The 12,816-nt window shown below is 72.2% G+C and carries 11 protein-coding genes and 1 rRNA gene; all 12 read left to right on the plus strand.

All coding sequences use genetic code 11. The features are described from left to right. On the plus strand, window positions 1-1,276 hold a 1,276-nt coding region (locus VF612_RS06620; RefSeq protein ID WP_408659061.1), incomplete at its 5' end, for a phenylalanine--tRNA ligase subunit beta. Window positions 1,277-1,318: 42 nt separating this feature from the next. Further along, window positions 1,319-2,335 (plus strand): N-acetyl-gamma-glutamyl-phosphate reductase, encoded by a 1,017-nt coding sequence (gene argC / locus VF612_RS06625; RefSeq protein ID WP_408659062.1) that lies wholly within the window; start codon window positions 1,319-1,321, stop codon window positions 2,333-2,335. Then, complete coding sequence (gene argJ, locus VF612_RS06630) at window positions 2,332-3,483, plus strand: bifunctional glutamate N-acetyltransferase/amino-acid acetyltransferase ArgJ (RefSeq protein ID WP_408659063.1); 1,152 nt, start codon at window positions 2,332-2,334, stop codon at window positions 3,481-3,483. The genes argC and argJ overlap by 4 nt, the downstream gene beginning before the upstream one ends. Beyond that, complete coding sequence (gene argB / locus VF612_RS06635; protein ID WP_408659064.1) at window positions 3,480-4,475, plus strand: acetylglutamate kinase; 996 nt, start codon at window positions 3,480-3,482, stop codon at window positions 4,473-4,475. The genes argJ and argB overlap by 4 nt, the downstream gene beginning before the upstream one ends. After that, the gene (locus VF612_RS06640) at window positions 4,472-5,695 is read left to right on the plus strand and encodes an acetylornithine transaminase (protein WP_408659065.1); all 1,224 of its coding nucleotides are present in this window, start codon (window positions 4,472-4,474) and stop codon (window positions 5,693-5,695) included. The genes argB and VF612_RS06640 overlap by 4 nt, the downstream gene beginning before the upstream one ends. Next, on the plus strand, window positions 5,692-6,615 hold the full coding sequence (gene argF / locus VF612_RS06645; RefSeq protein WP_408659066.1) for an ornithine carbamoyltransferase: 924 nt from the start codon (window positions 5,692-5,694) through the stop codon (window positions 6,613-6,615). Before VF612_RS06640 ends, argF begins: the two co-directional genes overlap by 4 nt. Continuing rightward, window positions 6,612-7,154 (plus strand): arginine repressor, encoded by a 543-nt coding sequence (locus VF612_RS06650; protein WP_408659067.1) that lies wholly within the window; start codon window positions 6,612-6,614, stop codon window positions 7,152-7,154. The genes argF and VF612_RS06650 overlap by 4 nt, the downstream gene beginning before the upstream one ends. A gap of 51 nt (window positions 7,155-7,205) precedes the next feature. Continuing rightward, entirely contained in the window at window positions 7,206-8,408 is a 1,203-nt protein-coding gene (locus VF612_RS06655; RefSeq protein WP_408659068.1) for an argininosuccinate synthase, read from the plus strand. Further along, complete coding sequence (gene argH / locus VF612_RS06660; protein WP_408659069.1) at window positions 8,405-9,868, plus strand: argininosuccinate lyase; 1,464 nt, start codon at window positions 8,405-8,407, stop codon at window positions 9,866-9,868. The genes VF612_RS06655 and argH overlap by 4 nt, the downstream gene beginning before the upstream one ends. A 2-nt stretch (window positions 9,869-9,870) precedes the next feature. Next, on the plus strand, window positions 9,871-10,515 hold the full coding sequence (locus VF612_RS06665) for a DNA-3-methyladenine glycosylase (RefSeq protein WP_408659071.1): 645 nt from the start codon (window positions 9,871-9,873) through the stop codon (window positions 10,513-10,515). After that, on the plus strand, window positions 10,512-11,780 hold the full coding sequence (gene tyrS, locus VF612_RS06670; protein WP_408659070.1) for a tyrosine--tRNA ligase: 1,269 nt from the start codon (window positions 10,512-10,514) through the stop codon (window positions 11,778-11,780). Before VF612_RS06665 ends, tyrS begins: the two co-directional genes overlap by 4 nt. Before the next feature lie 631 nt (window positions 11,781-12,411). Beyond that, a 16S ribosomal RNA gene (locus VF612_RS06675) occupies window positions 12,412-12,816 on the plus strand; the annotation flags it as partial.

Genomic DNA, 12,816 nt, shown 5'->3' on the forward strand with positions numbered 1-12,816 from the left:
GCCGGCGCCGGCCCGGATCACCCTGCGGGCGTCCCTGCCCGACGAGGTGGCCGGCATCCCGATCGCGGCCGGGACGGTCCGCCGCCGGCTGGAGCAGGTCGGCTGCACGGTGAGCGACGAGGTGACCGAGCACGACTCGGAGCTGCTCTCGGTGACCCCGCCCGCGTGGCGTCCGGACCTGACCGACCCCGCCGACCTGGTGGAGGAGGTCGTCCGGCTGGAGGGCTACGACAAGGTCCCCTCGGTGCTGCCACGCTCGCCGGCCGGGCGCGGCTGGACCCCCGAGCAGCGGCTGCGCCGGTCGATCTCGCGGGCGATGGCCGAGGCCGGCTACACCGAGGTGATCAATTACCCGTTCGCGTCCCCGGCCGTCTCGGACCTGCTGGGGTTGCCGGCCGACGACAGCCGCCGGCAGGCGCTGCGGCTTGCGAACCCGATCTCCGACACCGAGCCGGAGCTGCGCACGTGGCTGCTGCCCGGGCTGCTGGCCAACCTCGGCCGCAACCTGGGCAGGGGGAACCGGGAGCTGGCGATCTTCGAGATGGGCCTGGTGTACCTGCCGGCCGAGTCCACGGAGCCCGCGCCGCGGCCGGGCGTCGAGCACCGGCCGACCGATGCCGAGCTGGCCGCGATCAGCCGTACCGTGCCGGTCCAGCCCCGGCACCTGGCCGCCGTGCTGGCCGGTGACCTGGAGCTGCCCGGCTGGTGGGGGCCGGGCCGCCCGGCGGGCTGGGCCGATGCCATCGAAGCCGCCCGGCTGGCCGCCCGGCTGGCGCGGGTGGAGCTGGAAGTCCGCAAGGCCGAGGTGACGCCGTGGCACCCGGGACGGTGCGCGAAGTTGCTGGTGGACGGCACGGTGATCGGCGCCGCCGGCGAGCTGACCCCGCGGGTGATCGCGGCGCTGGACCTGCCGCCGCGCACCTGCGCGATGGAGCTGAACCTCGACGCCCTGCCGGCGCCGCGGCCGGCTGAGGCGCCGGTCCTGTCGAGCTACCCGCCGGTGCTGCTCGACCTGGCGCTGGTGGTGCCCGCCCAGACGCCGGCCGCGGACGTGCTGGCGGCGGTCCGCGACGGCGCCGGGGAGCTGCTGGAAGCGGTCCGGCTCTTCGACGTCTATGCCGATGACCAGCGGCTCGGCGCCGGCCTGAAGTCGCTGGCGTTCGCGCTGCGGTTCCGGGCCCCGGACCGGACGCTGACGGTGGAGGAGGCGACGGCCGCCCGCGATGCCGCCGTCGCCGAGGCCGGCGCCCGGGTGGCGGCGGTGCTGCGCGGCTGAGAGGTTTCGCATTCTCTTGCGCTCTCATGCATAATCATTCGCATGGGAGTTGCCGTCGCCGTCGCGGGCGCGAGTGGTTACGCCGGTGGCGAGTTGCTCCGGCTGCTGGCCGGCCATCCCGATCTCGAGGTGATCGCGGCCGCCGCGCACTCCCACGCCGGGCAGCCGGTCACCGACCTGCATCCGCAGCTGGTCAGCTACGGCGACCTGGTCTTCAGCGACAGCTCGGCCGAGGTGCTGGGCGCTGCGGACCTGGTGTTCCTGGCGCTGCCGCACGGCGCCTCGGCGGCGCTGGCCGCCCAGCTGCCGGCGCAGGCCAGGATCGTCGACCTGGGCGCTGACTTCCGGCTGGCCGACCCGGCAGCCTGGCAGCGGTACTACGGCGGCGAGCACGCCGGATCCTGGACCTACGGCCTGCCGGAGCTGCCCGGCCAGCGCGCCGCGATCGCGGCCAGCGACCGGGTGGCCAACACCGGCTGCTACGCGGTCGCGGTGATCGCGGCGCTGGCGCCCCTGATCGCCGCCGGCATCGTCGAGCCGGAGGACGTCGTGGTGGTGGCGGCCTCGGGCACCTCCGGCGCCGGCCGGTCCGCCAAGCTCTCGCTGCTGGGCAGCGAGGTGATGGCCGACCTGTCGCCCTACAAGGTCGGCGCGCACCAGCACGTGCCGGAGATCCTGCAGGCCACCGGCGCCCGCAGCCTGTCGATGACCCCGGTGCTCGCGCCGATGGCCCGCGGCATCCTGGCCACCGTGACCGCACGGCCCAGCTCGCCGGGCCTAGCGGTCGAGCAGGTGCGCGAGGTGCTGCGCGAGGCCTATGCCGGCGAGCCGTTCGTCCATCTGCTGCCCGCCGGCCGGCAGCCGCACACCGCGGCGACCTTCGGGTCGAACTCGGTGCAGCTGCAGGCGGCGGTGGACTCCGACTCCGGACGGGTGATCCTCACCAGCGCGCTGGACAACCTCGGCAAGGGCGCGGCCGGCCAGGCGATCCAGAACGCCAACCTGATGCTCGGACTGGACGAGGCCACCGGCCTGTCGGCCAACGGGATCGCTCCGTGACCGTCACCGCGGCCCGGGGCTTCCGGGCGTCCGGCATCACCGCCGGCCTCAAGAAAGCCGGGCCGGACCTGGCGCTGGTGGTCAACGACGGCCCGCTGCAGGCGGCCGCGGCGGTGTTCACCGCGAACCGGGTGAAGGCCGCGCCGGTGCTCTGGTCGGCGCAGGTGGTCTCCGACGGCATCGCCCGGGCGGTGCTGCTCAACTCCGGCGGCGCCAACGCCTGCACCGGGCCGGCCGGCTTCGCCGACACCCACGCCAGCGCCGAGCGGGTCGCCCAGCTGCTCGAGATCGGGGCCGCCGATGTCCTGGTCTGCTCCACCGGCCTGATCGGCGAGCGGCTGCCGATGCAGAAGCTGCTGCCGGGCATCGACCAGGCCGTGGCCGCCCTGTCGCCCACCGGCGGCCCGGATGCCGCCGAGGCGATCCGCACCACCGACTCGGTTGCCAAGACCGCCGTCGTGCGCCACCCGGACGGCTGGACGGTCGGCGGGATGGCCAAGGGCGCCGGCATGCTGGCGCCGAGCCTGGCCACCATGCTCTGCGTGCTGACCACCGATGCCGTGACCGACCCGGCCACCGCCGATGCCGCCCTGCGGGACGCGGTGGCCACCACCTTCGACCGGCTGGACGCCGACGGCTGCATGTCCACCAACGACACGGTGGCCCTGCTGGCCAGCGGCGCCTCGCAGGTCCGGCCGCAACCGGCCGACCTCGCCGAGGCGGTGCGCGCGGTGTGCGCCGACCTCGCCGGGCAGTTGCTCGCCGACGCCGAGGGCGCCACCAAGGAGGTCGAGATCGTGGTGTCCGGCGCGGCCGGCGAGGACGACGCCGTCCAGGTGGGACGCGCGATCGCCCGCAACAACCTGCTCAAGTGCGCGCTGTTCGGCAACGACCCCAACTGGGGACGGGTGCTGGCCGCGATCGGCACCACCACGGCGGTGTTCGAGGCCGACCAGCTCGACGTCCGGATCAACGGCGTCGAGGTGTGCCGGGCCGGGGCTGCCGGCGACAGCCGGGACCTGGTCGACCTGACCGGCCGGCAGATCCGGATCGAGGTGGCGCTGCACGCCGGCAGCGACACCGCGACCATCTGCACCAACGACCTCTCGCACACCTACGTCGAAGAGAACTCGGCATATTCCACATGAGCCAGCCGGCAGTCCGGGCCAAGCCGGTGGTCTCCGCCGAGGTGGCCGCGCAGCAGGCCGCCACCCTGATCGACGCGCTGCCCTGGCTGCAGCGCTTCTCGGGGAAGGTGGTGGTGATCAAGTACGGCGGCAACGCGATGACCGCCCCCGAGCTGCAGGCCGGCTTCGCCCAGGACGTGGTGTTCCTGCGCTACGCCGGCGTCCGGCCGGTCATCGTGCACGGCGGCGGCCCGCAGATCACCGAGCACCTGCAACGCCTGGGCATCCCGACCGAGTTCCGCGGCGGCCTGCGGGTCACCACGCCCGAAGCGATGCAGGTGGTGCGGATGGTGCTGACCGGCCAGGTCAACGGCGATGTGGTGAACCTGATCAACGACCACGGCACCTTCGCGGTGGGCCTGTCCGGCGAGGATGCCGGGATGTTCCGCGCCGAGCGGCGGCCGGTGCTGGTCGACGGGCAGCCGGTCGACATCGGCCAGGTCGGCGACGTGGCAGCCGTCGACCCCAGCGCGGTGACCGCGCTGCTGGACGCCGGCCGGATCCCGGTCATCGCCAGCGTGGCCCGGGGCGCGGACGGGCTGTCCTACAACGTCAACGCCGACACCGCCGCTGCCGCGCTGGCCGCGGCGCTGGGCGCGGAGAAGCTGATCGTGCTCACCGACGTCCCCGGGCTGTACGCGGACTGGCCGCACAGCAGCGAGGTCGTCGCCGAGATCCGGGCCAGCCGGCTCGCCGCCCTGCTGCCGACCCTGGCCGCCGGGATGGCGCCGAAGATGGACGCATGCCTGCGAGCGGTCCAGGCCGGCGTACCCTCGGCGACCGTGCTGGACGGCCGGGCGCCGCATGCGTTGTTGTTGGAGATCTTCACCACCGAGGGGATTGGAACCATGGTGCTGCCAGACGCGGGCCCGGCCGGCCCGGACGCCGACGAGGCCCACCCAGGATCAGCATCAGGAGCAGCATCAGGAGCAGCATCAGGATCAGCGTCGTGACCAGCGAGCTGCTGGCCAAGCGCTGGGCCGGGGTGATGATGGACAGCTACGGCACCCCGCCGCTGGCGCTGGCGTCCGGGCAGGGCGTCCGGGTCACCGACGTCGAGGGCAACAGCTACCTGGACTTCGTGGCCGGCATCGCGGTCTCGGCGCTGGGCCACGCGCACCCGGCGATCGTGTCAGCGGTCAGCAACCAGGTGGCGACGCTGGCCCACACCTCCAACCTGCTGATCCACGAGCCCGGCATCCGGCTGGCCGAGCGGCTGCAGTCGTTGGTCGGCGACCCGAGCGCGCGAGTGTTCTTCACCAACGACGGGGCCGAGGCCAACGAGTGCGCGATCAAGCTGAGCCGGCTCTACGGCCGGTCGGTGGATCCCACCGGTGGCCGGCTGCGGCTGGTCGCGACCGGCAACGGCTTCCACGGCCGCACCATGGGGGCGCTGTCCATCACCGGCAACCCCGCCAAGCGCGAGCCCTTCGAGCCGCTGCCGGGGCCGGTCACCTTCGTCGAGTACGGCGACGTCCCGGCGCTGCGGGCTGCGGTGGACGAAACAGTCGCGGCGCTCTTCCTCGAGCCGACCCAGGGCGAGGGCGGCGTGGTGCCGGCGCCCCAGGGCTACCTGCGGGCGGCGCGGGAGATCTGCGACGCGGCCGGCGCGCTGCTGGTCGTGGACGAGGTCCAGTCCGGCATCGGGCGGACCGGGCAGTGGTTCGCCAGCATCGCGGCCGGCGTGGTCCCCGACATCCTGACCCTGGCCAAGGGGTTGGCCGGCGGCCTGCCGATGGGCGCCTGCATCGGCTTCGGCAAGGCCGGTGAGCTGTTCACCCCCGGCGCGCACGGCAGCACCTTCGGCGGCAACCCGGTGTGCTGCGCGGCCGCCCTGGCGGTGCTGGACACCATCGAGGCCGACGGCCTGCTGGAGAACGTCCGCCGGTGCGGAGCGGTGCTGGAAGCGGGCCTGCGGGGGCTGGACAGCCCGCTGATCCGGCAGGTGCGCGGCAGCGGCCTGTGGTACGGCGTGGCGCTCACCTCCGCCTGCGCCCCGGCGATCGAGCGGGCGGCGCGCGAGCGGGGCCTGCTGGTGAACCCGGTCCGGCCGGATGTGCTGAGGCTGGCGCCGCCGCTGATCGTCACCGAGCCCGAGATCGACGAGGCGCTGCGGGCGCTGCGGGCCGCGTTCGAGACGGTGCACACCGAACAGGCGGCCGCCCTGACATGACCCGGCACTTCCTGCGGGATGACGACCTCAGCCCGGACGAGCTGATCGAGGTGCTCGATCTGGCGGACGAGCTGAAGGCCGACCGGTTCTCCCGCCGTCCGCTGGCCGGCCCGCGGGCAGTCGCGGTGATCTTCGACAAGCCCTCGACCCGGACCCGGGTCTCGTTCAGCGTCGGCATCGCCGAGCTGGGCGGCTACCCGCTGATCATCGAGTCCAAGGTCAGCCAGCTTGATCGCGGCGAGCCGATCGAGGACACCGCCCGGGTCCTGGACCGGCAGGTGGCCTGCATCGTGTGGCGCACCTTCGAGCAGGAGCGGTTGACCGCGCTGGCGGCGGCGAGCTCGGTGCCGGTCGTCAACGGCCTGACCGACACGTTCCATCCCTGCCAGGTCCTGGCCGACCTGCAGACCATCCGGCAGCACAAGGGGACGCTGGCCGGCCTGACGGTGAGCTATGTGGGCGACACCTCCAACAACATGGGCAACTCCTACCTGCTCGGCAGCGCCGCGGCGGGCATCCACGTCCGGATCGGCGGGCCGGCCGGGTACTCACCCGATCCGGTGGTCGTGGACCAGGCCCGGGCGCTGGCGGCCGGCACCGGCGGCTCGGTGCTGATCACCTCCGATCCGGTGGCCGCGGTCGAGGGCGCCGACGTCCTGATCACCGACACCTGGGTGTCGATGGGACGCGAGCTGGACGAGGCCTGCCGGGAGGACCTGCTGCGGCCGTTCGCCATCACCGCGCAGGCCCTGGAGCGCGCCGCGCCCGGTGCTATCGTGCTGCACTGCCTGCCTGCCTACCGGGGCATGGAGATCTCGGCCGAGGTCCTCGAGGGGCCGCAGAGCGTGGTCTGGGACGAGGCGGAGAACCGGCTGCATGCCCAGAAGGCGTTGCTCACCTGGCTGCTGGAGAGGTCATGATGGCGCGCAGCATTCGTACCGAGCGGGCTCCCGCGGGCCAGCAGCACGACCTGCCCAGCCGCGCTGCCCGGCATGCCCGGATCCTGACCGTGCTGTCGGAGCAGCCGGTGCGCTCGCAGAGCGAGCTGGCGGCGTTGCTGGCCGATGCCGGCGTGCCGGTCACCCAGGCGACCCTCAGCCGGGATCTCGACGAGCTGGGAGCGGTCAAGCTGCGCACCCCCGACGGCGGCCAGCCGGTGTACGTGGTGCCGCAGGACGGCGCGCCGCTGGCGGCCCGGCAGGTGCGCGACGCGCCGCCGCAGCGGCTGGCGCGGTTGCTCGGCGAGCTGCTGGTGTCGGCCGAGGGCAGCGCGAACCTGGTGGTGCTGCGCACCCCGCCCGGCGCGTCGAACTTCCTGGCCAGCGCCATCGACCGGGCCGGCCTGCCGGAGGTGCTCGGCACCATCGCCGGCGATGACACCATCGTGGTGATCAGCCGCGACCCGGCCGGCGGCCCGGCGCTGGCCGCCGGCCTGCTCCACCTGTCCACCAGCACCTGACCCCCCATACAGCGCTTCAAGACACAGCACACGTGAAAGAGGAGATATTCGATGACCAAGCGGGTAGTGCTCGCCTATTCCGGCGGCCTGGACACCTCGGTGGCGATCAGCTGGATCGGGGCCGAGACGGGCGCCGAGGTGATCTGCGTGGCCGCCGATGTCGGCCAGGGCGGCGAGGACATGGACACCATCCGGCAGCGAGCGCTGGACTGCGGCGCGGTCGAGTCGGTGGTGCTGGACCTCAAGACCGAGTTCGCCGAGGAGTACTGCCTGCCGGCGCTGCGGGCCAACGCCCTGTACCTGGAGCGGTATCCGCTGGTCTCGGCGCTGTCGCGGCCGGTGATCGCCAAGCACCTGGCCCTGGCGGCCACCCGGTACGGCGCGGACACGGTGGCCCACGGCTGCACCGGCAAGGGCAATGACCAGGTGCGGTTCGAGGTCGGGATCGGGGCCATCGCGCCGGACCTGAAGGTGATCGCCCCGATCCGCGACAGCGGCATGACCCGGGACAAGGCGATCCAGTTCGCCGAGGACCGCGGCCTGCCGATCGATCAGTCCAAGCGCTCGCCGTACTCGGTCGACCAGAACTTCTGGGGACGCGCCGTGGAGACCGGCTTCCTGGAGGACCCCTGGAACGCTCCGATCGAGGACGTGTACTCCTACACCGCGGACCCGACCGTCGCCCGGGAGCCGGACGAGGTCGTGATCAGCTTCGAGAACGGCGTCCCGACCGCGATCGACGGCCGGTCGGTGACCGTGCTGGAGGCGATCGAAGAGCTGAACACGCGGGCCGGCGCCCAGGGGGTGGGCCGGCTCGACATGGTCGAGGACCGGCTCGTCGGCATCAAGAGCCGCGAGGTGTACGAGGCCCCCGGCGCCATCACCCTGATCACCGCACACCAGGAGCTGGAGGACCTGACGGTCGAGCGGGACCTGCGGCGGTTCAAGTTCTCGGTGGAGCAGCGCTGGACGGAGCTGGTGTACGACGGGCTGTGGTTCTCTCCGCTCCGGCAGGCGCTGGATGAGTTCGTCGACGCCTCCCAGCAGTACGTCACCGGCGACATCCGGCTGCGGCTGCACGGTGGCCGGGCGGTGCCGACCGGACGGCGGGGCGAGGGGTCGCTGTACGACTTCGAGCTGGCCACCTATGACACCGGCGACGTCTTCGACCAGAGCCTGGCCAAGGGCTTCGTCCAGCTCTGGGGCCTGCCCAGCCGGATCGCGGCGCGGCGGCAGCAGCGACTGGGCAAGTGAGCGATCCCCAGCAGCCTCCCGGCGACCGGCCGGGAGGCCAGCTGTGGGGTGGCCGGTTCACCGGCGGCCCGGCCCAGGCGCTGGCGGCGCTGTCGCTGTCGACCCACTTCGACTGGCGGTTGGCCGCGCACGACCAGGCCGGCTCCAAGGCCCACGCCCGGGTGCTGCGCCGCGCCGGGCTGCTCACCTCCGACGAGCTGGCCGGAATGCTCACGGCGCTGGACTCGCTGGCCGCCGACGTCCGGTCCGGCGCGTTCGGGCCCGGTCCCGAGGACGAGGACGTGCACAGCGCCCTGGAGCGCGGGCTGGTGGAGCGCGCCGGGCCGGAGCTCGGTGGCCGGCTGCGGGCCGGCCGCTCGCGCCACGACCAGATCGCCACCCTGATCCGGATGTACCTGCGCGAGCAGGCCCGCGAGCTGGCCGGGCAGCTGTGCGCGTTGGTGGCCGCCCTGGCCGGGCAGGCCGAGCGGCACCTGGGTGTGGCGATGCCCGGGCGCACCCACCTGCAGCACGCGCAGCCGATCCTGCTGTCGCACCACCTGCTGGCGCACTGCTGGGCGATGCTGCGCGACGTCGACCGGCTGCGCGACTGGGACGTCCGCGCCGCGGTCAGCCCGTACGGCTCCGGCGCGCTGGCGGGCTCCTCGCTGGGCCTGGACCCGCAGTCGGTGGCGGCCGAGCTCGGCTTCGACTCGGCGGCAGAGAACTCCGTCGATGCCACCTCGGCCCGGGACGTGGTGGCCGAGTTCGCGTTCGTGACCGCGATGCTGGCGGTGGACCTGTCCCGGCTGGCGGAGGAGATCATCCTGTGGGCGACGAAGGAGTTCTCCTTCGTGACGCTGGACGACGCCTACTCGACCGGTTCCTCGATCATGCCGCAGAAGAAGAACCCGGACGTGGCGGAGCTGGCCCGGGGAAAGGCCGGCCGGCTGATCGGCAACCTGGCCGGCCTGCTGGCGACCCTGAAGGGGCTGCCGCTGGCCTACAACCGGGACCTGCAGGAGGACAAGGAGCCGGTGTTCGACTCGGTCGACAACCTGCGGCTGCTGCTGCCGGCGCTCACCGGCCTGGTCGCCACGCTGGTCTTCGACACCGCGCGGCTGGAGTCGCTGGCGCCGCAGGGCTTCTCGCTGGCCACCGACGTGGCCGAGTGGCTGGTCCGGCAGGGCGTGCCGTTCCGGGTCGCCCACGAGCTGGCGGGGGAGTGCGTCCGGGTCTGCGAGGCCCGAGGAATGGAGTTGATCGAGCTGTCGGACGAGGACTTTGCCGCGATCTCCGAGCACCTGACCCCCGAGGTGCGGTCGGTGCTGACCGTCGCCGGTTCGCTGAACAGCCGCTCTGCTCGCGGCGGCACCGCCCCGGCCCGGGTCACCGAGCAGCTGGACCGGCTGCGCGCCGTGCTGGCCGGTTGCCAGGAGTGGGCCGGCCAGCTCTCGGCCGGCGAAGGCGCCCGGGGGTGAGCATCGATCGGGAGCTGCTGGCCGGGCCGGCGGTGCAGGTTGCGCCGGCTCTGCTGGGCGCCACCGTGTGCAGCATCGTCGGCGGCCCGCCGGTGCTGGTCCGGATCACCGAGGTGGAGGCCTACGAGGGCTCCGTGGACCCCGCCTCGCACGCCTACCGGGGCCAGACCAAGCGCAATGCGGTGATGTTCGGCGAGGCGGGCCGGTTGTACTGCTACTTCGTCTACGGCATGCACTGGTGCGCCAACGTGACCTGCGGGCGGCCGGGCGCCGCCGCCGCGGTGCTGCTGCGGGCGGCGGAGATCCTCGACGGCGCCGAGGTGGCGCAGGCGCGCACGCTGGCCAGCAGCACGTCCCGGCTCAGCGCGGCGAAGCTGGCCAGCGGCCCGGCCCGGCTGGCTCGGGTGCTCGGGCTGAACGGCGAGCACACCGGGCTGGACCTGCTCGATCCGCGCTCGCCCGTCCGGCTGACCGGCCTTGGCGCCACCGCAAGCCCGGCCGGCTACCGCACCGGCCCGCGGGTCGGGGTGGCGGCCGCTGCCGAGCATCCGTGGCGGTTCTGGTTGCCCGACGAGCCCAGCGTCTCGGCCTACCGACCGGGCGGGCGGAAACGGATTGCCGGCACCCGGCAGACTGAAGCACCGTGAGCACCGAACCCGAAGAACCGCAGTCGCTGATCGAATCGCTGCCGCCGCAGCTGCGGTCGGCGTACGAGGTGCTCGCCGCCGGGACGGCCCAGATCCTGCCCCGGACCGGGCTGGCCGAGCGGTTGCGGGCGGCTCATGCGGAGGGCCGGCCGCTGCGGGTGAAGCTGGGCATCGATCCCAGCGGCGCCGATCTGACGCTGGGCCACGCGGTGGTGCTGCGCAAGCTGCGGCAGTTCCAGGACTTCGGGCATGTGGCGGTGCTGGTGGTCGGCGGCTTCACCGGGCAGGTGGGCGATCCGTCCGGCAAGACCTCGACCAGGTCCGCGCAGAGCGCCGAGCAGGTGATCGCCAACAGCCGAGGCTACTTCGACCAGCTGATGAAGATCCTGGATCCGGCGCGCACCGAGATCCGCGACAACGCCGACTGGCTGGCGTCGATGGGCCTGGGGGAGCTGCTGGACTACACCCGGCAGCTCACGGTCGCGCAGCTGCTGGAGCGTGACGACTTCGCCAAGCGGTTCGCCGGCAACGTCCCGATCACCCTGTCGGAGTTCTTCTACCCCCTGCTGCAGGGCATCGACTCGGTCGAGATCGCTGCCGACATCGAGATCGGCGGCACCGACCAGACCTTCAACAACCTGGTGGGCCGGGTGCTGCAGAAGGCGAAGGGGCAGCCGCCCCAGGCGGTGCTCACCGTCCCTCTGCTGGTCGGGATCGACGGCGTGGAGAAGATGGGCAAGTCGCTCGGCAACTTCGTGGCGCTCACCGAGCCCGCCAGCGAGCAGTTCGGCAAGCTGATGCGGATCCCGGACTCGGTCGTGCAGCAGTACGCGACCCTGTGCACCACGCTGCATCCCGCCGAGGTCAGCGCCATCGGCGCCGAGGTCGCGGCGGGCGGGGCACGTGCCAACCAGGCCAAGCGGCGGGTGGCGCGCGAGATCGTCACGCTCTACCACGACGCCGAGGCCGCGGCCGCCGCCGAGGACCGGTTCAACTCCATCTTCCGCGATCACCAGCTCCAGGCCGATGCGCCGGCCTTCAGCACCCGGCTGACCGATCCGGTGCACCTGCCGGCCCTGCTCACGGCCGCCGGCCTCGCCGACAGCACCTCGGCGGCCCGGCGGCTGATCGACGCCGGCGCGGTCAAGATCGACGGCGCCCCGGTGGCGAAGGGTGGCTACGAGCTGCCTGCGGCCGAGGTGGCCGGTCGGCTGCTCGCCGTCGGCAAGCGGAAGGTGGTCCGGGTCTCCGCCGAGCCGGAATGAGCGCCGACCTGCGACCCTGGGCCCGATGAACAACTGAACCAACCGCTGGTCAGCGACCGTCAGCGCCGAACAGCTGGCGGCTGCAAAGCCCCGGGACCCGGGATTTGACCTTGTCAGGGGCCTGGGTTAGTGTTCTGACCGCACGGCGAACGGAGCCCTCGAGCAGGGAGCCGGCCGGGCAGGCCGCCAGGTGGCAGGGTCCTCGGATCGCGAGCTACACTGGTGAGCGCGGGCCGAGCAGGGCATTTTGACTCTGCGAAACGGACCGACTAGCATGGGATGCCCCCAGGTAGCAGATCTTCGGATCGAGCTAGACTGGTAGGGCGCGCGGGCCGAGCGGGTCAGTTTGACTCCGCGAAACGGACCGACTAGCGTTACACAGGTTGCCCCGGAGTGAGCCGAGAGGCTCTCAATGGTGAGCGTCCGCTCCTTGAGAACTCAACAGTGTGCCGAAAGTTAGTGCCATAAAAAGCACAACCTCGTCTGTGATCATCGGCTTCGGCTGATGCTCATGTACGAATTTCTTTGATTGATACGAGCAATACCAGCTCGGATTGGTCAGCGATCAAATGGCTACTTCGGTAGCTTATCTGTGTCGACAACGCCGCTAAAGCGGCTCAGTCATAAAACATTCACGGAGAGTTTGATTCTGGCTCAGGACGAACGCTGGCGGCGTGCTTAACACATGCAAGTCGAGCGACGCTCCTCCTTCGGGAGGATGACGGAGCGGCGAACGGGTGAGTAACACGTGGGCAACCTGCCCCTAGCTCTGGGATAAGCCCGGGAAACCGGGTCTAATACCGGATATGAGATCGGAAGGCATCTTCTGACCTGGAAAGTTTTTCGGCTAGGGATGGGCCCGCGGCCTATCAGCTTGTTGGTGAGGTAACGGCCCACCAAGGCGACGACGGGTAGCCGGCCTGAGAGGGCGACCGGCCACACTGGGACTGAGACACGGCCCAGACTCCTACGGGAGGCAGCAGTGGGGAATATTGCACAATGGGCGAAAGCCTGATGCAGCGACGCCGCGTGAGGG

Origin of the sequence: Jatrophihabitans sp. (assembly GCF_036388195.1) — a bacterium.
GTDB lineage: Bacteria > Actinomycetota > Actinomycetes > Mycobacteriales > Jatrophihabitantaceae > Jatrophihabitans_A.